Here is a 24706-nt window from a genome sequence, read left to right as displayed (position 1 = left end):
TTTAGCTAGATTTCTGAGTATCTCTAACCAAATTATTTAACTCTTCCTGCATTTGACTTTGAACTATTTCATAACAAGCATTCACATAGTTACGATCTCTAGCTGCATCTCGACCATATCTTTCAAAAGTAATTGGATGACAGACACGAGTGTGAATCTGCACAGGTAGAGGAATATTTGACAGAGGGCCAATAGACACGCCCCAAGGCAAACCTAAGTAAATTGGGAAAACTCCAGGGTCAATTTGATATAACCACGGCAATCCCCACTGATGCAATTGTTTGACGAAATCATAGCAATCGCATAAAACTATCAAGCTATCATGAGCGCCTATCGAGATTACAGGAATAATCGGAACTTCTTGTTTTAAAGCCAGCTTGACAAACCCCTGATGACCGGCAAAATGAATTTTATAACGTTGGCTATGAGGACGAAACATATCATATTGTCCTCCAGGATATACCAGAACGCTAGCACCTCGATCGAAAGCCGCACTAGCCATTTTGGGATGTGCAATAATTGCTCCGAATTTCTGGGCTAATCCTGCTATTTCTGGACTCACTTTCCAAGCGGAAGGGTGCATTAGACCATACACCAAACGCTCAGTTCCAAATCTCGAAAACCAATCGTACATCATCATTATTAAATCTGGAGAAGCCATTCCCCCATTGTGAGAGCCAACCAGTAGTACTTTCCCTGTTGTTGGTATATGGTGCCATCCACCAGTTTTTACTTGAAAGTAATAACGGTAAAACCATTCCCATATAGGCATCAATGATTCAATAAACTGAGCATCTCGCTGTGTTAATGAGTGATGAATATTTTTCGAGAATTCTGATGTTAAAGTATTATCAGCGCTGACAGAAATTTTCTCTACCTGTTTTGGAAATTCCATAATTAATCGCCCATCTACCCTCACTCTTGCAAGTATCTCTGCAAATGCTCTAAATTTCAATACGCCAAAGATTTTTTCACTTTTTCAACAAGATTGATATAAGTCTTGGTGGTTTATTTTGATCTTTTTCATGCCACCACTCTTTGAAGTCTTCAAGCAGAAAGCCATGAACTTTCGCTGTGTTCAAAAAATCTGATAAATGATGCACAAATGCCGGAATTTCAACGTTCTCTTGCTGTCTTTGAAAATTAGCTTTTATTCCTTGATATTGCTTGAATGGATGAAGCTCACAGATAAAAAAGTATCCTCCTTTGACTAATACACGAAATGCTTCTGAAAATATCAAGCTGAGGTCTTCAATGTGTTCTAAAACCAGATTACAAGTGACTAAATCGGCAGACTCATTATGACAAGTCCATTGCTTAGTAATGTCTTCTGTAATAAACACTACATTAGCAGACCTCACTTTCTCCTTCGCCTTTTCAATCATCTGTGCTGAAAAATCGATCGCACAAACTTTCAGAGCAATTTGTGAAAGCAAAAGCGTATTTTTACCTGTACCACAGCCAATTTCAACGACTGATTTACACCTCAAACCCATCAAAGTTTCTCTGGTGACGATTCGATCGAGATCGCGCGTCAGATTTTCGTCAGCATCGTATGTGGCTGACCAATTATCGTATGCTGCTTGAATACTCATATAGCTTCATTTTACCGAGATACGTATTCATCATTCCTATTTCACCGTGCGATCGCACAGTCCGAGTATAAGTGCTGCCGCCAGTGCTGCTATTGTCCGAACGTGGTTCCAGAACGTCCAGTTGGTAAGATATCTAGCCCATAGATTCGCACCTTCAGTGCTATCCGGTTTGGCGATCGCTAAGGCATCATTTAGTGGCACATTGAAGGCGATCGTCACTAAAACGGTGCCAATGAGATAGAGTAAGCTACCGATAAGCAAATAGGCAGCACCAGGTTGATGCCACTTTAACACCGAGGAAATCGCTAGAAAGATGCAAGCCATAGCAGTTCCGAAGAGTGCCAACATGAATAACGGATTGATCGCGGTGATATTGATGGATTGCATAGCGATAATGCCCTCCTTTGGCTGGAGTCGTGCAAGGGCATTCATCACAAAAGTTGAGAAAGCAAAAAAGACGCCAGCCACCAGCCCGCAACCGAGTGCTGTGAAAAGCGTCAAAGGGAAGCGTAAATTGTCAACAATTACCATAAAGCCTCCTGTTAATTACTGCCCAACGCCTTATTCGCAGATAGCATTATGTCACAATCCGCTTGGGTTAAGGGTTATTGGTGTAAATGATTGGTCTTTCAAGACGCGATTTATCGCGTCTCTACAATCTGGGTTTTAGACTGATTCGATCAGACATCATATTATTTTATTTGCTGTTGCTCCCACAACTACTCTTGTTACTTTGTGGCGACGGAAGCAGTTTGTTTTACGAGCGATCGCACTGCTTGCGACAATGTATTTACGATCTTTTGAAACCTACGATCCACAGACTATATTACTGTGAATCTGAAACAAATATCTTAGCTGTATAGCTTGGTAAGTCAGTAACTAAACCATCCTCACCAGATTTCACTTCTTGATTGCTAACCCAATCTCGCCAATACTCAGCAGTTGGGAAGTCTGAAATTTTATATTGATTTAGATTTTGATCGGAGAAATTTACTACGACGACAACATGAGAATTCTGCTCATGCCAACGGGTATAAGCCAGCACTTTCTCATATGTATTTTCGTAGAAAAACTTAATATTGTCACTTTGCAAAGCTGGATTTTGCTGGCGTAGAGCAATCAACTTTTGATAGTACTCAAATAAATCATGATTCTGCTCGCTTGACAATAAAGACCAATTAATCTTGCGCGGCTTAGTCACATCTTCGCTTTTTTGCTGATATTCGCCAAACTCTTCTCCCATCCACAGCATCGGTATACCCATCGCTGTCATTAACACAGCAGCAGCTAACTTAGCTCGTTCAAATGCGGCTGCCTCAAAGATGCCGCAATTGCCTAATTCTCGTAATACACGTTCGCGATCGTGGGTTGCCAAATAATTAATTACATTGGTTGCGATCGCATAACCCTGCTGTTTGGGATCTAAAATCTGCTTGAGTTGTTCTAATTCAAATGATTTCCCACAAATATATGGAACTAGAAAGTACCGAAAACTCTCATGCCAACAAGCATCTAATGGCCCATCTGGCTTGACTACAGTATTTGTATCGGGAATGTGTTCAGCAATGTTGTAAAACTGTTTGGGCGCAGCATGGTTTTTCGCTTCCTTAGTCAGCCAGTTGAAAAATTCAAAGTTAGCCAATTGCCGCACTGCATCAAAGCGAATTCCATCAATGTGATACTCCTTAATCCAAAATTTTACCACATCACCGATGTATTCCCATGCAGGCTTAATATTTAAGTTTTTGTCGTAAAAATCATAATTAAACTCTGGCCCCCAGTAATTATCTGGGTCTTTAGGATAATGTTTATGTTCGTAGTACCAGTAATTTCGGTCAATTAGTATTAAAGGGCATTCTTCATCTGTGTGATTATAAATTCCATCCATAAAGACGCGAATGCCTCTACCATGACACTCATCAATCAACCGCTTTAAATCTTCTGTTGAACCGTAACTAGATTCTGTAGCAAAGAAATGGCGAATTTTATAGCCCCAGTTATAATCACCAGGGTACTCATTAACTGGCATTAATTCAATTGCATTAATTCCCAATTCGCAAAGATAATCTAACTTTGCAATTATCCCTAAATATTTGCCTCGCTCGTGAGAGTCAACTTCATCACCAGTAAAATCGGAAACGTGCATTTCATATATAACTAATTCCCGGTTATCAGGCAACGGTATCTCATCGTTTTGCCAAAGGTAATTATCAACAATGCGTTGGCCATCTTGAATGCGTACTACGCCGTATTTTTCTGTTTCGTTAACATCTGTCGCTTTGGGATCAATGATATCTATCCATTCATCAAGTGCAAAATTTGGGCTTTTGGTTTGAATGCGAAATTTATATTGATAAACGCCGTCTTCCAGTTTGATTTTAGTGCGAAAATAACCATCTTTACCTTTTGACATTGGAATTTCTTTACAATCTGAAAAAGACCCAATTAAAGATGCTCCTTTGTTACGAGGAGCAAATAATGTAAATTCAGTTAGATTTTCCATTTTCACACTTTTAAATTTTAGCTAGTTACAGTCACTAAAATTATTGTGTTATATAAAATAATTTGTAGCTTCTTTCTTAAGTATTATCAATATTTTTCTAGTTTCCTGGACTTCAGACGGATATTGCGATCGCTATGATTATAGGGGTGCAATGACTATCTAAATCATAACTAATTATGCGGACATGATATGATAGCTTTGCTCAATTGTCTCTAGGGTTTGTTTCTCAAATCTCATTCCATACCTTCTGGGATTAAATGTCTATTTAAAGACAGTAAGTGCGATGGCTTTTCCTAGCATCACATTACTTTATCCACTGGCCGATTTTAAAATACCTATCCTTTAAAGATGGCGAGTATGGGAAATAAGGGGACAAGCCTCTCCCTTGTCTCCCCCTTCTATCTTGTCTCTTCTCCATGCCCAATCCCCAATGCCCAACCAATGACTATTTACCAATATCTTCATTCCAAAGTTCGGGGTTAGTTTCAATAAACTCACTCATCATTTGTTCGCATTGGTCAAGATTAAGATCGATAACGTCCACACCGTGAGATACCATAAATTCTTTAGCACCAGGAAAAGTTCTAGATTCTCCAGCGATGACTTTTTTAATGCCAAATTGTACCACTGCCCCAGCGCAAAGGTAACACGGCATTAAAGTTGAATAGAGTGTTGTACCTCTATAACTACCAACTCTCCCAGCATTGCGAAGACAATCGATTTCGGCGTGGGTAACAGGATCGCCGTCTTGCACGCGTTTATTGTGTCCTCTGCCAAGAATTTTGCCATCCTTGACAAGAACCGAACCAATGGGAATTCCACCTTCTTGTCTGCCTTGTTTTGCTTCTTGAATTGCAGCTTCCATAAACTCATCCATATAATTCTCCTTTTATGACAAAACAACTAGTATTAATGGATCACGATGGCGGTGTAGATGATTATCTGGCAACTATGCTGCTATTGACGATGGATCGTATTGAACTCCTTGGTGTTGTCGTCACTCCAGCAGATTGCTACGTTCAACCGGCTGTTAGCGCCACACGTAAAATTATAGATTTGATGGGATTTTCTCATATCCCGGTAGCAGAAAGCACTGTGCGCGGTATCAATCCATTTCCTACTCTCTATCGCCGTGATTCGTTTATTGTTGACCATCTCCCTATTCTCAATCAAAGGGAAACCATCACTACGCCATTGGTTGCTGAAACAGGTCAAGATTTCATGATACAGGTGTTACGCGACGCATCAAGCCCCGTAACGTTGATGGTAACTGGCCCTTTGACGACGGTAGCCGCAGCTTTAGACAAAGCACCAGAAATTGAAGCCAAGATTCACCAAATTGTGTGGATGGGGGGAGCGTTAAATGTTGGTGGCAATGTAGAAAAAAGTCTAGAAGCGGGACAAGATGGTTCCGCCGAATGGAATGTATATTGGGACGCAATTTCAGCCGCGCGGGTATGGCAAACCCAAATTGAAATTATTATGTGTCCTTTGGATTTAACTAACAATGTCCCAGTTACATCGGAGTTAGTATACAAAATGGCACGACAACGACACTATCCTATCTCTGATTTAGCTGGACAATGTTATGCACTAGTTATTCCCCAAGATTATTATTTTTGGGATGTGTTGGCAACAGCTTATTTGGGACATCCAGAATTTTATCAATTGCGCGAATGGGAAACAGAAATTATCACCACTGGTCTGAGTCAGGGACGTACTAAAGTAGTTCCTGGTGGTCGGAAGATTTATGCGATGGATAAGGTAGATAAAGAGGCTTTTTATGATTATATTTTGCAGCAATGGGCAAGATAAAAAACTAAAAAATTAGCTGACGTGCATACTCAAACTCGCTACCGAAAACTAATGACAAAGCTCACCGATTGCAGACAACTTCTGCAACTCAACCGACCATATTCGAGCATTCTGGTGCAAAGATTTTTTGAGTAAGATACCATTTAAGACTGAAAATTAATCATAGCGTGCCTTTTTAGATTTAATCACCTCAATTACATCATCGTGTTTTTGCCCCTCGATAATATCCTTGAGATGAATTTGCCCATTAATGTATTGAACATGGATGCGCCAACCTGAGACTTTATCGATATCAGCACGATAAACTGCCTGCTTCACACCTTTTACTTTGTGCAGCCTCGTTTTTGGAAATTTTCTTGTTCTGTGACACTCATTATCTTCAAGTTCTGCCAAAGCTTCAAGAAAAGCAATCTTTAGCTCGTCATCTGGCAAAATTTTCATAGCTTGATAAATAATGCCGTATTCATCACACAGAATAAGGGTTTGTGCCATAAACCAACTTACGAGAACCGGGCAGTTTCTCGATTGTGATGGAGTAATCCTTGATACAAAGACTCTGCCACACTTTTATACGCTTTATCAAGATCATCGTGTTTAACTACTCGAAAAAGAGTAAAAATAACTTGCCCAAAAATTGGATCTTCGTCTACTGTCAAAATCACCCTTAGTTTCTGCGAAACCCTTAGGGTGTAGAGCGAAGATTCATAGCCATTAATATCTAACGGTAGTGCAAGACGATGCAACTTATGATAAATTTCAGCTTTTTTAGTTGGAAAGAGACTGGCGCAATCATTAATTTTTTTTATCGCTACGGCTTTCTCATCTTCACTCAGCCTGCCAAGATCCTTTTCAAAGCTCTTTGTTGACTCAATTAGAACATCCACGTTACGAACTGCCAATCTGAATTTAGCTATTTGCCCTCTGTCCTTAGCATAATAACAGTTATGTACAGAAAAATTCTGTATATCCTTCTTATAAGGACGTTATATGGAAACTTAATATTATTTTCTGCCAAAACTTTAACAATTTTCTGTAAAAGCTCTAGTATACAATTCGTCTAAAGCATTAATTTTTACAAAACATAAAAGAGATACAACGATGATTAATATTTAATAAAATTTAAACCTAAGAAGAGAGCCGCAATAGTTCCTGCCACAGAAACTTCGCCTTGGGCAATTTTATCTAAAACTGATTCTACAGGAATTAATACCACTTCAATCTCTTCAGTAATATCTAGTTGCTGCTCTCCAACTTTACTCACATTCTCTGCTAAAAATAAATGTATTTTATTAGTATCTTTACTCGGCTTATCGTATAAAGTTCCAATTGTTTTAAATTCTTGGGGAATATAACCAGTCTCTTCTCTCAATTCTCTAATTGCTGCTACTTCTGCACTCTCTTTTGTGGGGTCAAAATTTCCTGCCGGCAGTTCTAAGAAAAATTCACCTACGGCGTGTCTATATTGCCGGACAAAAATAATTTCTCTATTACTGGTGATAGGTAAAACCATCGCAACGTCAGGCTTAATACTGACAAAATAATCATCTATAATTTTACCATTTGGTAATTCTATTTCATCTTGCCTCACCTGACACCAAGGATTATCTAAAACCATTTTTGATTTTAAAATCTTCCATTTTTTTAAGTTGTTCATAAACTAAGTAAAAATAAAATGTATGTATAAAATCTTTGTAATGAATGTAAAAAAGTATAACAGATGCATTCGATAATCTAAACTTTGAACTTACACTGACTTTGGCAGTATCATAATATGTATAAAAAGTATGCAAATAAATGTAAATTTATTTACAGTAAACAAGAGATTTCCGTTGACTATTAGTCGAGGTACAACGGCACAGACAACGAATATATGGGTGAGAATTTCACACGATCGCATCGAAGGCTGGGGGGAAGCATCGCCATTTGGTGTGGGTAATCATCGGCAATCAACTGATGCAATCAAAGATGCCCTACAGCAAGTTGTGCCTCTGTTACAAACATTCAGCCCTTTACAACGTCAGGAAATTGAGCAAGTTTTAACCCAAAACCAGGTTCCTTCTGCTGCAAGGGCTGCCCTAGATATGGCAATGCACGACTGGTTGGGTAAGCACGTAGGTTTACCCTTGTGGCAACTTTGGGGACTCGATCGCAATCAAATAGTCCCGACTTCTGTCACAATTGGGATTAATTCACCTGAAGGCGCTAGGGCAAGAGCGCAAGACTGGTTAAAGTTTACAGATGTCCGTCTTTTTAAGGTGAAGCTAGGTAGCCCAGATGGCATAGATGCAGATCAAAAAATGCTCTTAGCGGTGCGAGAAGAAGCGCCCGAACTAGAATTTTTTGTGGATGCCAACGGCGGTTGGAGTTTAGAAGATGCGATCGCCATGTGCAATTGGCTAGTAGATTTGGGTATAAAGTATGTAGAACAGCCATTACCACGGGGAGAAGAACCAAGTTTAGTAAAACTCAAAGAACACTCTCCCCTCCCCATCTTTGTCGATGAAAGTTGTTTCACCAGCGCCGATATTCCCGATTTGGCAAACTGCGTAGATGGTATTAATATCAAACTGATGAAATCAGGGGGACTAACAGAGGCAATGCGAATGGTACATACAGCACGAGCATATCGGTTGCAAGTAATGTTCGGTTGCTATTCTGACAGTTCGCTAGCTAATACAGCCGCATTACAGCTAGCACCACTAGCTGATTATTTAGATTTAGATAGTCACCTGAATTTAATTGATGACCCTTTTGCGGGTGCATTGCTAAAAGAAGGAAGAGTTTTGCCAAACGATTTACCAGGCTTGGGAGTACAACACAGTGCGTCTATCACTTAATCAACGAGTAGCTATCTTGCTTCATGAAGGGACTATTGGGACTCATGGCAAAACAGGGCTAGCAATTTTACGTTACAGTGAAGCCCCAATTGTAGCCGTAATCGATCGCGAGTGTGCTGGTAAATCCCTACCAGAATTAACAGGTATCAAACGTGATGTGCCGATTGTGGCATCGGTAGCCGCAGCCCTAGAGTACAAGCCGGAAGTTTTAGTAATTGGTATTGCTCCAGGAGGTGGTGCTGTACCAGATGATTACTGGCTGGAAATCAAAGACGCTTTAGAAGCGGGAATGTCTTTGGTGAATGGTTTACATACACCAATGGCAAGTATCCCAGAATTAAATGCACTGCTCAAACCAGGGCAACTAATTTGGGATGTCCGAAAAGAACCATCTAATATCAGTGTTGCTAGTGGAATGGCACGTACCCTTCCCTGTCGACGGGTGTTGACAGTGGGAACTGACATGGCGATCGGTAAAATGTCAACTAGTCTAGAGTTACATTGGGCGTCAAAACTGCGGGGCTGGCGTTCTAAATTCCTCGCCACGGGGCAAACTGGGGTGATGTTAGAAGGAGACGGCGTGGCTTTAGATGCCGTGCGCGTAGATTTTGCCGCCGGTGCTGTGGAACAGATTGTTATGCGCTATGGCAAAAACTACGACATCTTGCATATTGAAGGACAAGGTTCGCTGCTACACCCTGGTTCAACGGCAACTCTACCCCTCATCCGTGGTTCGCAACCAACCCAACTGGTGTTAGTACATCGGGCAGGACAAGTTCATGTACGCAATCATCCCCATGTCATCATTCCACCTTTACCAGAGGTGATTCGGCTATATGAAGCTGTTGCTAATGCCGGTGGTGCTTTTGCAAGTGTTTCTGTAGCCGGTATAGCGCTAAACACAGCCCATTTAGATGAGTCTGCGGCTCAGGAAAGCATCGCTCAAACAATAGCTGAAACGGGGCTACCTTGCACTGATGTAGTCCGCTTTGATGCCAATGTGCTTTTGGATGCGGTGATGAATAATTAGGTGCTGTGGAATGCTTTAACCCTGACCAGTTTTGAATTTTAAATTTCCTGAACGCGAACAGCGTCTCTAAGAGTTGGGCTGACTGCTACGCTAAACTTATAGCAATAAGTGTCTTATTGCTATGTCTGTCGCCCAAGATTTAGAATCCCCAGAAAATGTTATATTTCCCCCAGGGGATTTATATAGTGACGAACCGCCTTTGGAAACTGACTTGCATCGGTTGCAAATGACACTGCTCATCCAATGTTTGGAGTGGCTGTGGCAAAATCGCAAAGATTTTTATGCATCGGGTAATCTCACCATCTACTACAGTCCACGCCAGCGCAAATCAGAAAATTTTCGGGGGCCAGATTTTTTTGTCGTATTGGGGACTGAACGCAAACCCCGTAAAAGTTGGGTTGTCTGGGAAGAAGATGGTAAATATCCCAATGTAATTATAGAAATTATCTCGGATAGCACAGGCGACACTGATAAAGGTTTAAAAAAACAAATTTACCAAGATATATTTCGCACACCAGATTACTTCTGGTTTGACCCAGAAACCTTAGAATTTTCAGGGTTCCATTTGCTGGATGGTAAATATCAGCCGCTAGAACAAAATCCCCAAGGCTGGTTATGGAGTCAACAGCTAGGTTTATATTTAGGGGTTGTTCAAGAAAAATTACGCTTTTACACTCGTGAAGGAGAACTGATTCCCACACCGGAAGAAGTGGCACAACACCAGAAACAACGTAGCGATCGCTTGGCAGCAAAACTGCGAGAATTAAATATAGATCCAGATAACATTTAACTTCCACGCTGTCTTGCTTGTGCCTGTTAGCTCAAATGCTATGGATCTTCAGGAAAAACCCATTTTGGCGGTTCTGCCATTTTTTTCCGCAGACGTTCTTGTGCCAACTCCAGCATTTTCTCTAAGGGAGTCTCCTCAATAAATTTTGCGGCTGACTCTCTAAACTCGATATTGGGGCATTTATCCCCTAAAACACACCCGTTAACACAGGCTACAGCGCAGTTAATCTTTTGCTCCACAGTACATTCCTCTCTCTAAAAGTTATGAGTTATAAGTTGTGAGTCATGATTTTCATCTTTAACTCTTCACTTTTAACTCTTTACTATCAGGCATGACCTACAGATAAATTTTACCTTGCCAGTTGGTATCTCATTAGTCTAAATACTCACCATTTAGAAACTTATGAGTTATGAGTTATGATTTTTACTCCTCACTCTTAATAAAGGGCGCTCATGTCAGAACTGTTTGCTACTACTGGAACTATAGCCGCGATCGCCACTGCTGTTGTCCCCCAACAGGGTAGTGTTGGGATTGTGCGGGTGTCTGGTTCTCAAGCAATGGCAATCGCCCAAAGTCTCTTTCATGCACCAGGGCGACAAGTTTGGGAAAGTCACCGGATTCTCTACGGTTACATTCGCCATCCCCAGACGCAACAAATAGTAGATGAAGCCTTGTTGCTGATTATGAAAGCACCCCGTTCTTACACCCGTGAAGATGTAGTGGAATTCCATTGCCACGGGGGAATTATGGCAGTGCAGCAGGTGTTGCAACTGTGTTTGGAAAATGGAAGCAGACTAGCGCAACCGGGAGAATTTACTCTCCGCGCCTTTTTGAATGGACGGTTGGATTTAACTCAAGCCGAAGGTATTGCTGATTTAGTGGGAGCCAAATCGCCTCAAGCGGCTCAAAGTGCTTTAGCTGGTTTACAAGGAAAATTAGCTCATCCGATTCGGCAGTTACGCGCTAACTGTTTGGATATCTTGGCAGAAATTGAAGCCCGAATTGATTTTGAGGAAGACCTTCCACCGTTGGATGATAAAGCCATTGTATCAGAAATCGATAAAATTGCCGCAGAAATAACTAGGTTATTGGAAACTAAAGATAAAGGTGAGTTGCTACGTACTGGTTTAAAAGTGGCAATTGTCGGGCGTCCGAATGTGGGTAAGTCGAGTTTATTGAACGCTTGGAGCCGGAGCGATCGCGCCATTGTGACTGATTTACCTGGTACAACCCGCGATGTTGTCGAATCTCAGTTAGTTGTCGGGGGAATTCCCGTACAAGTGCTAGATACAGCAGGGATTCGGGAAACAACAGACCAAGTGGAAAAAATTGGCGTCGAGCGATCGCATCTTGCTGCCAATGCAGCTGATTTAGTTTTGCTTACCATCGATGCTTCCGCAGGTTGGACAGAAGGTGATGAAGAAATTTATGAAAAAGTACAACACCGTCCGTTGATTCTAGTGATTAACAAAATCGATTTATTAGAAGAAAGCAAAAGAACAACTCTTCAATCCCAAATTCCAAATTCCAAATCTAAAATTTTCACAGCCGCAGCCCAAAATCAAGGTATCGACGCTTTAGAAACAGCAATTTTAGAAATAGTTCAATCGGGGAAAGTCCAAGCGGCTGATATGGATTTAGCCATTAACCAAAGGCAGGCAGCAGCCTTAACTCAAGCTAAAATATCTTTGGAACAAGTACAAGCAACAATTACCGAGCAGTTACCGCTTGATTTTTGGACAATTGACTTACGGGGTGCAATTCAAGCTTTAGGAGAAATTACTGGAGAAGAAGTCACTGAATCAGTTTTGGAGAGGATTTTTAGCAGGTTTTGTATTGGCAAATGACTTTATATAGAACCCAAAGTTTTCCTTTGTTAATTTCATACAAAAGCAGATAAATATTATGCCACTTTTTAGAAAAGATGTTGATTTCTTCTTTGAAGAATTTATCAAAGTTAGTATTGGAGGAGGTGGGGATGCTAGTGTCTGGGCAGTCGGCAGTTATCAGGGAGAATTCATTTTAACTGTCATTGAGAAAAAAATAGATTCTTTAACTATAAATGACATAGTTGATAAACCAGCTTTTTTTCTGTTACAAGACCTCATGAAATTTTCTCCTTGTTGGGAATACGATGCGGCAGCACTTGCCATAGCAAATAAATTAGCAGTAGGAGTTAAAAGTTATGAGTGATGAGTTATGAATTTTTAACTCATCACTTATAACTCATTACTCATAACTCATTTTCTGTAGCGATCGCTCTTGGCATATTACCAGCAGTTGCCAGTTGCACTGTAAAAGTAGAACCTTCAGATAATTTACTTTTTACAGAAATAGATCCACCACAGCGCAGCAGCAATTGCTGTATTATCGTTAACCCTAACCCAGCACCACCATAATCTTCGGTTGCTGCTGTACGCACCCGATAAAAGCGATCGAAGATTTTGGGAATTTCGTTTTCGGCGATACCGATACCTGTGTCGCGGAATTCTAATTGGACATAATCGCCTTGATTACGGGCACGCACCCATACTTGACCTCCATTAGGGGTAAACTTAAGACTGTTGTGCAACAGATTAATTACAATTTGTCTGAGTTTACCAGTCACGCACCAAACAGATGGGAGTTCAGTCGGTACAGTGTAGGCTAGCATAATTCCTTTTTCTTGGGCTACAGGTTGGTAAGTACTGACTACTCCAGGTACTATTTCTGAGAGACGCACCAACTCCAAAGTCGTCCCGTCCAAATTCTGTTCTAGCTGCACCAGTTCCAAGAAACCAGTAATCAGGGAGTTTTGCTGATCGCACTGGGTATTTAACATCTGTAAATAACGTTGTCGTTGCGGGGGTTTAAGATTAGGAGAATTTAATAATGAAAGTGCTGTTTTCATGTGCGTCAAAGGTATACGCAGTTCCTGACAGACATTTTTCAGGTATTCATCTTTGAGTTGCTCTTTGTTGTGCAGTTCTTGATTTTGTTGCTCCAACTTATTAGTGCGTACTGTGATGATTTGACGATTAATTTCATCTTGTCGGAGGAGTTGTTTTGCCAACAGTTGATTCATAAGTGCGGCTTGAGGCACGGCTGGACAAATAAAACTAGCAGGTAAAATTGAGGATGATTCTGGTGCAATCGCTTCTTGAATACTATTTAATACTTGCTGAATTACTCTCCCCTCAACAGTAGTTATAATCAGCAACGGCTGGTTTTTATTAGTATTTACCTTCCCCAATGTCTGATTTTTACGTTTTTTAAGTGGTCGATGAGCCAAAATTAAACTGCAAAACTGAGGCGATAACACCATCAGAAAGTTTTCCCGTCGCATTTGGCTATCTGGTGGTAGATGAACGGGAACATAATTAGATGATGGGGATGAGGGAGATGAGGAGATATTTAATCTTTCCTCTTCCTTGTCTTCCCCTGCTTCCCCTTTCCTACTCTCGTCAATCTGGCAACTATAAATGAGACTAGACGCACCTACCGAGGATTGATAACGCGCTAATTCTGATTGCCAAATTTTATCTGGTGGTAGCTTCACCCAGAGAGTGGCTGCAATTTGCTGCTCAATGAGTAAGTCAATTTGCGCTCTCACCAGTGATAGCAGAGTAGCAGGACTGAGGGACAATGGTTTCGGAGGCGCTTGCACTCCCATAACCAGTTGATAAACAGACAGATCCTTAGCCAGAGAAACATTCATGAGTCAAGCACAACTTGGATGAAGCAAGAAATAATTCTGTCTTCGATTTTCACCTTTATGTGTGCATTTTTTACAAAATCACCACGGAAAGAAATATTAACTATACAAAAATCTACCGATAAGGGGATTGGGAATGAAGAAGGGAATAGGTTACAGGTTACAGGGTACAGATTATTCCCTGTCACCTGTCACCTCTCCCCTAATTCCAATGCCCAATGCGCAAATTAAGCTTGTACGTTAAGTCTTTGCTGTAAAGCGTCACGGGCGTGTTCTCGGTCGTCAAAATGGATTTTTTCAGTACCGAGAATTTGGTAGTCTTCGTGACCTTTACCAGCAAGCAATACTCCATCACCGGGTTGTGCTTGTAAAATAGCGGTACGAATTGCGATCGCCCGATCGCAAATTACTGTTGGCTGCACTGTATCAGCAATTCCCGCCAAAATATCTTGCAAAATCCTTTCTGGGTCTTCAGTTCGAGGATTATCTGATGTCACCACTGCCACATCAGCTAACTCAGCGGCGATTTTACCCATTTTTGGGCGCTTGGTGCGATCGCGATCGCCTCCACAACCAAATACACAAATCACTTTCCCAGGTATAAACGGACGCGCAGCTTTTAATAAATTTTCCAAGCTATCGGGCGTGTGGGCATAATCCACAATCACACTAATATCTTGCTCACTATTAATTTGTACGCGTTCCATCCGTCCGGGAACTCCGGGAAACTCAGGTATCACAGCTGCCACTAACTGCAAATCTAGCCCTAAGTGCAAAACTGCTCCTACGGCTGCTAAAAGATTTTCTAAATTATATTGTCCGACTAGGGGCGATCGAAAAGCCACGTCACCTTTTGGTGTATGTAATGTCCCACTAACACCATTTGGCTGGTAACTTAAATCGCTCATCCATAAATCAGCGCTGTTGTCGTTGACGCTGTAACTCCAAACCCGTTCGGAATCCAATGACGCAATTAACCGCTTCCCGTAAGAATCATCAGCATTAATTATTGCCCGTCCCTTGAGATAATTAGGGCTAAATAACAACGCTTTGGCGGCAAAGTAATCTTCCATGTCGCTGTGATAGTCGAGATGGTCTTGAGTAAGATTACTAAATACCGCCGCCTCAAATTCACAACCCAACACTCTACCTTGAGCCAAAGCGTGAGAACTTACTTCCATCACCCCGAACTCACTCCCAGCCTTTACCGCCTCTGCTAGCTGCTGTTGCAGTTCCACTGCAAAAGGGGTAGTGTGGGCAGCAGTTTGCTCAAAACCTGCCCAACGAGTGTAGAGAGTTCCCATCAAAGCTGTAGCTAAATTAGCTTTGTTGAGGATAAATTCAATTAGATGAGTAGTTGTAGTTTTGCCATTTGTACCAGTTACGCCTACCAACTTGAGTTTTCGCCCTGGATAACCGTAAAAAGCACTAGCTATCTGCGCACAAGCTTGAGTGATGTTACTGGCACTAATGACCACAGCCTGATTTGTGGGAGGATTTTTTTGGGCAGCTTCGGGAGAAACGATCGCAGCTACAGCCCCCGATGCGATCGCACTTTGCCAAAATTCCCCACCATCAACTCGCGTTCCTGGCATCCCAATAAACAAATCACCCACACGACAAGCATGAGAATTCGTCTTTAAACCCCTAACTTCCACATCCTCCAAAGTTGGATAACTAGGCAATTGCTCAACACTGTCTACCGCTGTTAGTAATTCCCGCAATTTCATTTTGTGAACCTCGTCACATTCTTGATCTTGCGCTTATTCTGCATTATTTTTTTCTAATTGGCTAAATATTTACGCAACATTTGCTCCAACTGCTGCACGCTAGCACGAGGAGAAGGACGCGGCAATGGTTTCTCACTTCCCTCCTCATCCTCTGCGCCTCTGTGGTTCGATAAATAAAGCACCGGCACTTCATACTCATACGCAGCAAACCAATCTTCACGAGTCGTAATATCCCTAACTTCCAACTCGAAACTGAGATTTTGGATTTGTTCTAGCTTCTCTTGCAAGCCTTCGCATAAATGACAGCCGGGTTTACTGTATAAAATTAATCGCATTCTTGATATGAGTTGGCGCAAGAAGTTATACCATTTTGGATTTTAGATTTTAGACTTTCCTGCGGAACGCTACGCGTAGCTTGCTTCCCTGGAAGGGTACGGCTGCACTCAGTCGAACGATTTTGGATTGTGAAACATCCATTGGATAAATGTTTCAGTTTTCCATCTGTCGCAATCATTTTTCAAATTGGTATTATTAAGTTTAGAATAACCTACACGCTTTGGGTTGTCGCAGGCTACCGCAGAGGGCACGGAGGAGAAGGGTAGTCAATTATCAAAGTCCCTCTCCCAAGCTTGGGAGAGGGATTTAGGGTGAAAGCTCTTTGATTCATGAAAGAAGTCTAATGACCAAATTCTGTGACAATGATTAACAACCAACCAGAATACTGTATTTAAGCTACTCATGAGCCAAAGTTCTCAAAACAGCCCTTTACCAGGCAAACCAGTTCTATCATATTTCCAGTGGTTATACGCCTTCTGGAAATTCTCTCGCCCTCACACAATTATTGGTACAAGTCTGAGTGTTTTGGGTTTATATTTAATTGCCATTGCTATAAGTAGAGACGCGATTAATCATATCTCTACAGACGCGATGAATCGCGTCTCTACAAATGCTATTCATGGCGTCTCTACGTATTCCCTACTTCCTGTTTTTGGTGCATGGATTGGTTGTCTGTGCGGCAATGTTTATATTGTGGGGCTGAATCAATTAGAAGATGTAGAAATTGACAAGATTAATAAGCCTCATTTACCCTTAGCGTCTGGTGAGTTTTCCCAGCAAACTGGGCAATTAATTGTCGCTTCTACTGGGATTTTGGCGCTGGTTGTGGCGTGGCTAACTGGCCCGTTTTTATTGGGCATGGTAGCAATTAGTTTGGCTATTGGTACTGCTTATTCTTTACCGCCAATTCGCTTGAAACAGTTTCCCATTTGGGCGGCGCTGTGTATTTTTTCGGTGCGCGGTACGATTGTGAACTTAGGGCTATATCTGCATTACAGTTGGGCGTTGCAACAAAGCCAAACAATTCCCCCTGTAGTGTGGGTGCTGACGTTATTTATTTTGGTGTTTACCTTTGCGATCGCTATCTTTAAAGATATCCCCGATATGGAAGGCGATCGCCTCTACAATATTACTACTTTCACCATCAAACTTGGGCCCCAAGCTGTGTTCAATCTGTCTCTTTGGGTAATAACTGCCTGTTATCTGGGAATAATTCTGGTTGGAGTGCTAAACGTCGCCTCAGTTAACGCTATATTCCTGGTAGTTACTCATTTGGGGCTGTTGGCTTGGCTGTGGTTGCGGAGTTTGACGGTAGACTTACAAGAGAAAAGTGCGATCGCTCAATTCTACCAATTTATCTGGAAACTCTTTTTTATGGAATATCTGATTTTTCCTATCGCCTGTCTTTTGGCTTAGACAATGCTAGAAACCTTTCCCACTAGTTCGATTATCGCTGCTGTTGTAGTTGTTCTGAGTCTTTCAATCCTTGGCTATTTCGCTTGGAAAACTTTGATAACTTCAGACTTGTTTCAAAAAGGTATTAATCTTGCCCAAGCAAAAGATTACCAAGGTGCAGAAGCGGCCTTTCGCAAAGTGATTTCCATCAACTCGACTAATGATGTTGTGCGCTTGTTTTTGGGAGATGTTTTAAACCAGCAAGGACAAGTAGAAGAAGCAACAGAATTATTTCGGGAAGTAATTCGCCGCAGTCCGAAAAATCCTGATGCTTACTTGCGTCTGGCGAATATCCTCATGCAGCAAGAGCGAGAAGAAGAAGCTAAAACTAACCTCCTACAAGCTAAAGATTTATTACAAAAACAGCGCCAACCTGAAAAAGCTAAAAAAATCACTCAACTGTTAGATAAAATGAGTGCTAAGTCAAGCGAATCTTAACTTTAATCAGAATTGCAGAGATTAAAATTTCCTGTTGTGTCTCCTAATTTTTGACCATTCTCATCATCATGGTGAGAATGGTTTTTATTTGGTAATTTACTGTTGTATACCATAATTATGTCCGCAATTTCCGCAAGTTTGACCGCTCTTTTCATAGCCCTTACAATTGCAATCGGATGCGCTTCAAGGTCCATAGCCATAATTAATTCATTTAGGCTTTAGAAGAGAAAATATTAGGAATTTTAAATGATTTATTTTTACAAAACAGTCATGATACTAACAGTCTTTTTGTTTTGTAAAAAAATATTATAGTTTCCTTAAGCAGTACAGAGATTAGACACACTGTATCAGCAATATTTTAGTACTAGAATATTATTAAGCAAGGGTAGAAATTTAGTAGTAGATTTTATAGATTGAACAATCCAGTCTTTATGTCAAATATTATATCAGAATTGTGGACTAACTTTTTTACATCAGAATCATTTATTCCACATGGACACTGCTATCTATGGCAAACGAATTTAGTTTGGTTACACATATTATCTGACGCATTCATTGCACTAGCTTATTACTCAATTCCAGCTACACTCTTCTACTTTGTCCGCAAGCGACAAGATTTGCCCTTTGATTGGATTTTTTTGCTGTTTAGTGGATTTATCGTAGCTTGCGGCACTACTCATTTAATGGAGATTTGGACACTTTGGCATCCAACCTATTGGGTGTCGGGGTTTCTCAAAGCAGTAACTGCAACAATATCTGTAATTACAGCCTTAGAGCTTGTGCCTTTAGTTCCACAAGCACTGGCACTTCCTAGCCCTACTCAATTAGAACAAGCAAATCAAGAACTTCAAACCCAAATAGCCGAACGCTTATTGGTAGAGGAGGAATTGCGAAAATACCAAAATCATCTTGAAGAAATGGTTGCTGTTCGCACCAATGAAATTACTCAGACTAACGAGCAATTACAACAAGAAATACTTGAACGCCAACGAATCTTAGAAATTCTCCGACAAAGCGAAGAACGCTACCGTTACTTGGCTGAGGCAATTCCTCAACTTGTATGGACAACTAAACCTAACGGTGAATGCGATTATTTTAATCAAAATTGGTGCGAATACACTGGGCTAACATTGGAGCAATCTTTGGGTTCTGGTTGGTTGGCTGCATTGCATCCAGATGATGTTCAAAGAGCTGATAAAGTGTGGTCTGATGCTGTCAAAAATAGCACTATGTATAACAATGAATATCGCTTTAAACGAGCTGCTGATGGCTCATATCGTTGGCAGCTAGCGCGAGGTTTACCACTCAAAGATGAGCAAGGTTTTGTAGTCAAGTGGTTTGGAACCTGTACAGATATTCACGAACAAAAACAAATACTTGAAGAACGAGCGCACCTGCTGGAATTAGAACAAGTAGCACGAGCGAAAGCAGAAACAGCCAATAGAATTAAAGATGAATTTTTAGCCGTCCTCTCTCACGAACTACGCACTCCACTCAACGCAATTCTCGGCTGGTCAAAGTTGTTGCAAACCCGCAGGTTAGATCAAAAAAAGACATCTGAAGCACTAGCCACAATCGAGCGAAATGCTACCTTACAAGTTCAACTGATTGAGGACTTGCTGGATATTTCCAGAATTTTACAAGGCAAACTGACGCTGAATATCACGAAGATTAATCTCAAGTCTACGGTATTGTCGGCACTGGAGACAATGCAGTTAGCAGCAGAAACAAAGTTGATTGAGGTGAATACAGTATTTGAACCGGGTTTGGGACAAATTATGGGCGACTCGACTCGTTTGCAGCAAGTCGTCTGGAATCTCCTTTCTAACGCAATCAAATTTACACCCAGAGGAGGAAAGGTAGAAGTGCGACTCCAGGAAACTGATGGCTATGCTCAAATAATCGTTAGCGATACGGGTAAGGGAATTAGCGCTGACTTTTTGCCATTCGTGTTTGATTATTTCCGCCAAGCAGATAGCACCTCTACGAGAAATTTTGGTGGATTAGGACTGGGATTAGCAATTGTACGTAATATCATCGAAATGCATGGCGGCATTGTCAAAGCAGATAGCCACGGTGAGGGTCAAGGGGCAATATTTACTGTTAGCTTACCGCTTTTACCAGATGAAAGTCCAAAGCTGACGGAGGGACAAAATTACCCTGCATTCTTAGCTACTAACTCCTTACCTCTGAATGGCATCAGAGTTTTAGTTGTCGATGATGATACTGATTCGCGAGATTTTGTTGCTTTTGTATTAGAGCAAGATGGGGCTTTTGTGATGGCAGTATCTTCTGCTGAAGAAGCATTACAAGCCTTAGCAGAGGTCAAGCTAGATGTGTTGGTAAGCGATATTAGTATGCCCGATATGGATGGCTATATGTTAATACATGAAGTGAGAACTCGGGCACCAGAACAAGGTGGACAAATTCCAGCAATTGCCTTAACTGCCTTTGCGAGAAACAATGACCATGAAAAAGCCCTAAAGGCTGGGTTTCAGATGCATTTATCCAAACCTCTTAATCCAGAAAAATTAATTGCAGCGATTGTTAAATTGATGGAAACAAAAGTTTCAGTCATTACCTAAAAATGACTTTTTACTTTTAATAAATTATCATCTATTAACCCAAGTTGCGGGTTATCGACTGATATGAACTTGTGATCGCTCAATTGATGCGATGCCTGCGGCGGGCTACGCCTACGCGTATAAGAAAGTGGGGTTGGTGGGTAGCGCCAACCTGCCATGCCGTTGTAGCCAGCATTCAGATACTGAAATAATTTTAAGTTATATAAATTACTTATTTAATAAAAGCTTGTTGAAGAGTAAAAGAAAAAATGAATGCTTGTAGCTTAAGTAAAAACCCTTCATAAGTGACTGCATGTATTGATTTTGGGAAAACACAAGTGATACTACTAAATACAGTTTCGATATAATGCCGAGTATGTTGTTTAATATATTGATTCCAAGGCTGATCCTGAGGCTGGGAGTTCTTTTTTCGCATGACTTGTAAAAAAATTTGACTTGTTTGTTCCAAGTCATCTTCAATGGTGTAATCCGTGTAAGCTGAGTCACCATAAAGTTTACTACCAGCTGGGAGATTTAAAGGTAAGGCATTTAAAGCACGTATATCGTTAGCACTACCAGGCATAAACACAAATTCTACGGGAATACCATTTTTGGTTGTTAATAACTGAACTCGAACGCCCTAAAAATATCGTTTTTTGGATGCGATGTAACCCGGAGGCGGAGCATCTCCGACTCCGCTCTATACTGCTCAGACTGGATTATTCTTACATTAAAGATCCGGATGTTGTCACAGATGGGCACTGGAAAAGAGTCTAAAAGATATTCAGTGGAATCACTAATTTCTTTCAGTATCATTCCCACTTGATGAAACAAGTCGTTGATTAACATTGAGACACTGTGTAATCTCCGATTAAATCGTGACTTTTCTAACATATTAGATATCAAATTATGGTCTAACATAATAGCTACAAGCCTTGCTATGATTACCATTAAAGAACATCGCCGCGCAGATGGCAGTTGTAATGATTTCTGCGTCATTTATCTCTCGGCGACAGTCTTCACTATGCCTAATCGCCTTTAACAAATCATCGATCATAGCATAGACAGTAATTATTTCGTTTAACATATTCCCCTCCGTTTTTCATCTCTGGAGGGGATTTTATTGCACAAAGCGATCGCCTGAATCAATAACTAGCAACTTGGGTTATTAGGGATTGAAACCCACAATCTTGTTTTGGTGGAATATCTCCTTGTGATTGCAATTTATCAAAATCCCTATTAGGGATTGAAACGGCTCTAGTAGGGCAATGTCCGCGTTGAGAGCGAGATTGCAATTTATCAAAATCCCTATTAGGGATTGAAACATGGCTATTCAGCGTAACGTAGAAAAATATATACATTGCAATTTATCAAAATCCCTATTAGGGATTAAACATTTACTTATAAGTGTTCGTTATTTACTGAACACCTGAAGAATTTAGTTAAGCTTCAGCAATATCTTTGTTAAGCCATCGCCTAACCGCTCAATAGATTCTTGCTGTTTCGGATCTTTTAACGTGCCATCAGCATTAAAGGCTTCATAAGCTTTGGGTACTGCTACTTGGTCGGGAAGTACCAAAACTTTGATGTTCCCCAAAATAGACCGCAGGTGAACTAACCCCCGCAAACCACCAAGAGCGCCTGGGGAAGCGCTCATAATACTAGCAACCTTCCCTGCAAAAGCAGCCAATGGTGCTTCATTTGGGGCTGGACGAGATGCCCAGTCAATGGCGTTCTTCAAAACTGCTGTGAGTGAACTGTTATATTCCGGCGAAGCAATCAGCAATCCTTGATGAGAAATCATCAAGTCCTTAAACGTGCGGGCGTTGGCAGGTAGTCCTTCTTGAGCTTCCAAGTCTTCATCATACAGAGGTAAGGGCAAATCGCGGAGGTCTATATAAGTCACTTCTGCGCCTGCTGCCTTAGCACCAGCTGCCGCGATTTTTACCAGTTTTTTGTTGTAAGAATCTATCCGGGTGCTGCCAGCAAAGGCGAGGATTTTCGGTGTAGATGCCATAATTCTAGGTTGAATGGGAAGGATTAACCTGTTCAGCTGCATTATCCTGTTTTCAGGCGATCGCTATTTGCTACCTTTAGATTTTCTTTAGAAACCACTCAACTGAGAACCGCGCTAAACGAATCTGGAAACAATACGGTAGTATCTGAATAATCTAAGTTTTTGTTGAGCAAAGGCGGATTCATGTTCCAAGAGATTGCTGCTCAAATTACTTTTTCTGACTCATTTCTATATTTAGTTACAGCCTTAGGCATTACTAGCACAGCGGGAATATTTGGTTGGCGGTGGTGGAAACAAAAGAACACTTACAAATCTCTACAGTCCTTTCCCTCTCCTAAAAGACACTGGCTATTAGGAAATATTCCTCAAGTATTAGCAGCAGTCAAAGAGAAGAAATTCTTTCAATTATTGTTTGATTGGAGCCAGCAGCTAGGCCCAATGTATGTTTACTGGACTGGCTATCCAGTTCTCGTTTTGAGTAAACCAAAACTTATCGAAGACACTATTGTTAATGGGATGAGAGACGGTAGCCTAATTAGGTCACAGCGAGCTAGCAAAGCTTGGAACGACATTGGTGGGCCCATTCTTTTAGGTCAAAACGGAAGTGAGTGGCAGTACAGACGCAAGGCTTGGAACCCTGAATTTAGTTCTAGCGGTCTCTCCAAATATGTGGAAATTATTAGCCAAGCTTGCGAACAAACAATTGAGAAAATTCAGTCAGCTGCTTCACCAGAAGTTCAGGTAGATCCTCTGTTTGTAGAACTAACAATGAGGGTTATTTCCTCTCTTGTACTGGGCATTCCTGTGGATAAAAACGTTGCTACTCATGAAGGACAACCCCTTGATGTTCTCAAGGTGTACGAGGCGATGTCTATTGTTGGCTATCGGTTCCTACGGGTAGCTACTGGCGAGAAGATATGGATGAAATATCTGCCAACTAAGAATTCACGAGATTATTGGGCAGCAAGGCGATATTTAGAGGAGTTTATTACTCCCCGTGTAGACTTAGCTTTACAGATGAGAGAACAAAATCAGACGGATTTAACACAGGTAAGTCCTTTGTTCCAAGAATCAATGTTGGTAAAAATAGCTGCCAAAGAACCAAAATACAATCGGGAAACACTAGTAGCAGAAGTTATTGAACTTTTAATCGCTGGTACTGATACCACGGCCCATACTTTATCCTTTGCAATAGGAGAGTTGGCCTTAAATCCAAGAGTTTTTCAGCAGGCACAAGCGGTTGTTGACCAAGCTTGGGAAAGTCAAGGCAGTATTAATGGAGAAAGCCTCAAGGAATTGAATTACATCCGCGCTATTCTCAAGGAAACTTTGCGCCTTTATTCAGTCGCTTTAGGCTCGACTTCATTGGAGGCTGAACGTGACACCGTTATTGAGGGTAAGATTATTCCTCGTGGCACGAAAATATACTGGTCAATGCTTGCTGCTGGACGAGATCCAGAAGTCTATTCGCATCCCGATGAATTTCTGCCGGAGCGTTGGTTAGACAAGAGTAAGGAAAATAGTCAACTGCCAATGATAGACTTTGGCTCAGGTTCTCATCGTTGCTTGGGAGAGCATTTGTCAATGCTGGAAGGAACGATGATGCTGGCACTACTGCTTTACTACTTTGACTGGGAGTTAGTCAACGGCCGATCATCTCTGGAACAGTTACAGCAGAACCTTTTGATTTATCCGCCTGATAGAATGCCGGTGCGTTTTCGGTTGAGAAAGTAGGGATAATACCGTTTCAGAGGAACGCATTAACAGTGCAAGCCGATGCATTCATTGCCATTACAGGGTATTGCCAAATTTGATTGGCGATCGCAACTTCAGTGAGTGCGCGTTTACTAGAGTGATGGAAACCTAAAATCACCCTGCCGATAGTAATTGATTTGGCTGATT

The 24706-nt window shown here is 41.3% G+C and carries 24 protein-coding genes and 1 pseudogene; 10 read left to right on the top strand and 15 right to left on the bottom strand.

The window, feature by feature from the left end; genetic code table 11:
* Position 1 precedes the first annotated feature (1 nt).
* The 5 genes from V7K45_RS20870 to V7K45_RS20850 all read right to left on the bottom strand — a co-directional run bounded on the left by V7K45_RS20870 (position 2) and on the right by V7K45_RS20850 (position 4975).
* Positions 2-895, bottom strand: a complete 894-nt coding sequence (locus tag V7K45_RS20870; protein ID WP_335006772.1) for a lysophospholipid acyltransferase family protein — start codon at positions 893-895, stop codon at positions 2-4.
* Positions 896-971: 76 nt separating this feature from the next.
* The gene (locus tag V7K45_RS20865) at positions 972-1595 is read right to left on the bottom strand and encodes a class I SAM-dependent methyltransferase (protein ID WP_335006770.1); all 624 of its coding nucleotides are present in this window, start codon (positions 1593-1595) and stop codon (positions 972-974) included.
* Positions 1596-1631: 36 nt separating this feature from the next.
* Complete coding sequence (locus tag V7K45_RS20860) at positions 1632-2126, bottom strand: anthrone oxygenase family protein (RefSeq protein ID WP_335006768.1); 495 nt, start codon at positions 2124-2126, stop codon at positions 1632-1634.
* A 295-nt stretch (positions 2127-2421) separates the two neighbouring features.
* Complete coding sequence (locus tag V7K45_RS20855; RefSeq protein ID WP_335006766.1) at positions 2422-4098, bottom strand: alpha-amylase family glycosyl hydrolase; 1677 nt, start codon at positions 4096-4098, stop codon at positions 2422-2424.
* A 445-nt stretch (positions 4099-4543) separates the two neighbouring features.
* Positions 4544-4975, bottom strand: a complete 432-nt coding sequence (locus V7K45_RS20850) for a nucleoside deaminase (protein WP_335006764.1) — start codon at positions 4973-4975, stop codon at positions 4544-4546.
* A 14-nt stretch (positions 4976-4989) separates the two neighbouring features.
* Here V7K45_RS20850 and V7K45_RS20845 point away from each other — a divergent pair, with 14 nt between their 5' ends.
* Positions 4990-5913 (top strand): nucleoside hydrolase, encoded by a 924-nt coding sequence (locus V7K45_RS20845; RefSeq protein ID WP_335006762.1) that lies wholly within the window; start codon positions 4990-4992, stop codon positions 5911-5913.
* A 156-nt stretch (positions 5914-6069) separates the two neighbouring features.
* On the opposite strand, the gene V7K45_RS20840 is transcribed toward V7K45_RS20845, so the two are convergent.
* The 3 genes from V7K45_RS20840 to V7K45_RS20830 all read right to left on the bottom strand — a co-directional run bounded on the left by V7K45_RS20840 (position 6070) and on the right by V7K45_RS20830 (position 7567).
* Positions 6070-6405 carry a hypothetical protein gene (locus V7K45_RS20840; RefSeq protein ID WP_335006760.1) on the bottom strand — a complete coding sequence of 112 codons (336 nt, stop codon included), beginning with the start codon at positions 6403-6405 and terminating at the stop codon, positions 6070-6072.
* An 8-nt stretch (positions 6406-6413) separates the two neighbouring features.
* Positions 6414-6797, bottom strand: a complete 384-nt coding sequence (locus V7K45_RS20835) for a hypothetical protein (RefSeq protein WP_335006758.1) — start codon at positions 6795-6797, stop codon at positions 6414-6416.
* A 218-nt stretch (positions 6798-7015) separates the two neighbouring features.
* On the bottom strand, positions 7016-7567 hold the full coding sequence (locus tag V7K45_RS20830) for an NUDIX hydrolase (protein WP_335006756.1): 552 nt from the start codon (positions 7565-7567) through the stop codon (positions 7016-7018).
* Positions 7568-7697: 130 nt separating this feature from the next.
* Between V7K45_RS20830 and V7K45_RS20825 the strand changes: the two genes are divergently transcribed.
* The 3 genes from V7K45_RS20825 (at position 7698) to V7K45_RS20815 (ending at position 10570) form a co-directional block, all read left to right on the top strand.
* Complete coding sequence (locus tag V7K45_RS20825) at positions 7698-8750, top strand: dipeptide epimerase (RefSeq protein ID WP_335006754.1); 1053 nt, start codon at positions 7698-7700, stop codon at positions 8748-8750.
* Positions 8734-9780: a DUF1611 domain-containing protein gene (locus V7K45_RS20820; RefSeq protein ID WP_335006752.1), complete on the top strand. Its 1047-nt coding sequence runs from the start codon at positions 8734-8736 to the stop codon at positions 9778-9780. Before V7K45_RS20825 ends, V7K45_RS20820 begins: the two co-directional genes overlap by 17 nt.
* Before the next feature lie 121 nt (positions 9781-9901).
* Entirely contained in the window at positions 9902-10570 is a 669-nt protein-coding gene (locus tag V7K45_RS20815) for a Uma2 family endonuclease (protein ID WP_335006750.1), read from the top strand.
* Positions 10571-10608: 38 nt separating this feature from the next.
* On the opposite strand, the gene V7K45_RS20810 is transcribed toward V7K45_RS20815, so the two are convergent.
* On the bottom strand, positions 10609-10809 hold the full coding sequence (locus tag V7K45_RS20810; protein ID WP_335006748.1) for a hypothetical protein: 201 nt from the start codon (positions 10807-10809) through the stop codon (positions 10609-10611).
* A 213-nt stretch (positions 10810-11022) separates the two neighbouring features.
* Here V7K45_RS20810 and mnmE point away from each other — a divergent pair, with 213 nt between their 5' ends.
* Entirely contained in the window at positions 11023-12417 is a 1395-nt protein-coding gene (gene mnmE, locus V7K45_RS20805; RefSeq protein WP_335006746.1) for a tRNA uridine-5-carboxymethylaminomethyl(34) synthesis GTPase MnmE, read from the top strand.
* Between the two features lie 58 nt (positions 12418-12475).
* Positions 12476-12763, top strand: a complete 288-nt coding sequence (locus tag V7K45_RS20800; RefSeq protein WP_335006744.1) for a hypothetical protein — start codon at positions 12476-12478, stop codon at positions 12761-12763.
* A 40-nt stretch (positions 12764-12803) separates the two neighbouring features.
* Here the strand turns inward: V7K45_RS20800 and V7K45_RS20795 are convergent, their stop codons facing one another.
* The 3 genes from V7K45_RS20795 to V7K45_RS20785 all read right to left on the bottom strand — a co-directional run bounded on the left by V7K45_RS20795 (position 12804) and on the right by V7K45_RS20785 (position 16329).
* Positions 12804-14267, bottom strand: coding sequence for a DICT sensory domain-containing protein (locus V7K45_RS20795; protein WP_335006742.1), 1464 nt, complete (start codon positions 14265-14267; stop codon positions 12804-12806).
* A gap of 224 nt (positions 14268-14491) precedes the next feature.
* The gene (locus tag V7K45_RS20790; RefSeq protein ID WP_335006740.1) at positions 14492-15994 is read right to left on the bottom strand and encodes a UDP-N-acetylmuramoyl-L-alanyl-D-glutamate--2,6-diaminopimelate ligase; all 1503 of its coding nucleotides are present in this window, start codon (positions 15992-15994) and stop codon (positions 14492-14494) included.
* Between the two features lie 53 nt (positions 15995-16047).
* Positions 16048-16329, bottom strand: a complete 282-nt coding sequence (locus V7K45_RS20785; protein WP_335006738.1) for a glutaredoxin family protein — start codon at positions 16327-16329, stop codon at positions 16048-16050.
* 403 nt (positions 16330-16732) lie between these two features.
* On the opposite strand from V7K45_RS20785, the gene V7K45_RS20780 reads away from it, so the two are divergent.
* Positions 16733-17746, top strand: coding sequence for a homogentisate phytyltransferase (locus V7K45_RS20780; protein WP_335006736.1), 1014 nt, complete (start codon positions 16733-16735; stop codon positions 17744-17746).
* 3 nt (positions 17747-17749) lie between these two features.
* Positions 17750-18223 (top strand): tetratricopeptide repeat protein, encoded by a 474-nt coding sequence (locus tag V7K45_RS20775; RefSeq protein WP_335006734.1) that lies wholly within the window; start codon positions 17750-17752, stop codon positions 18221-18223.
* 2 nt (positions 18224-18225) lie between these two features.
* Here V7K45_RS20775 and V7K45_RS20770 read toward each other — a convergent pair whose 3' ends face one another.
* Positions 18226-18423, bottom strand: a complete 198-nt coding sequence (locus tag V7K45_RS20770; protein WP_335006732.1) for a hypothetical protein — start codon at positions 18421-18423, stop codon at positions 18226-18228.
* Between the two features lie 231 nt (positions 18424-18654).
* Here V7K45_RS20770 and V7K45_RS20765 point away from each other — a divergent pair, with 231 nt between their 5' ends.
* Positions 18655-20808: a hybrid sensor histidine kinase/response regulator gene (locus V7K45_RS20765; protein ID WP_335006730.1), complete on the top strand. Its 2154-nt coding sequence runs from the start codon at positions 18655-18657 to the stop codon at positions 20806-20808.
* A gap of 211 nt (positions 20809-21019) precedes the next feature.
* Here the strand turns inward: V7K45_RS20765 and V7K45_RS33030 are convergent.
* Both V7K45_RS33030 and V7K45_RS20755 read right to left on the bottom strand, forming a co-directional pair.
* A pseudogene (locus tag V7K45_RS33030) lies at positions 21020-21874 on the bottom strand (IS982 family transposase).
* A gap of 351 nt (positions 21875-22225) precedes the next feature.
* Positions 22226-22804, bottom strand: coding sequence for an NADPH-dependent FMN reductase (locus tag V7K45_RS20755; protein WP_335006728.1), 579 nt, complete (start codon positions 22802-22804; stop codon positions 22226-22228).
* Between the two features lie 183 nt (positions 22805-22987).
* Here V7K45_RS20755 and V7K45_RS20750 point away from each other — a divergent pair, with 183 nt between their 5' ends.
* Entirely contained in the window at positions 22988-24538 is a 1551-nt protein-coding gene (locus V7K45_RS20750; protein WP_335006726.1) for a cytochrome P450, read from the top strand.
* Positions 24539-24706: the final 168 nt, after the last annotated feature.

The organism is Nostoc sp. (genome assembly GCF_036917375.1).
In the GTDB taxonomy this organism is placed as follows: Bacteria; Cyanobacteriota; Cyanobacteriia; order Cyanobacteriales; family Nostocaceae; genus Nostoc.
The sequence above is the reverse complement of the archived record's forward strand: the minus strand, read 5'-3'. Positions and strand labels throughout refer to the sequence as shown.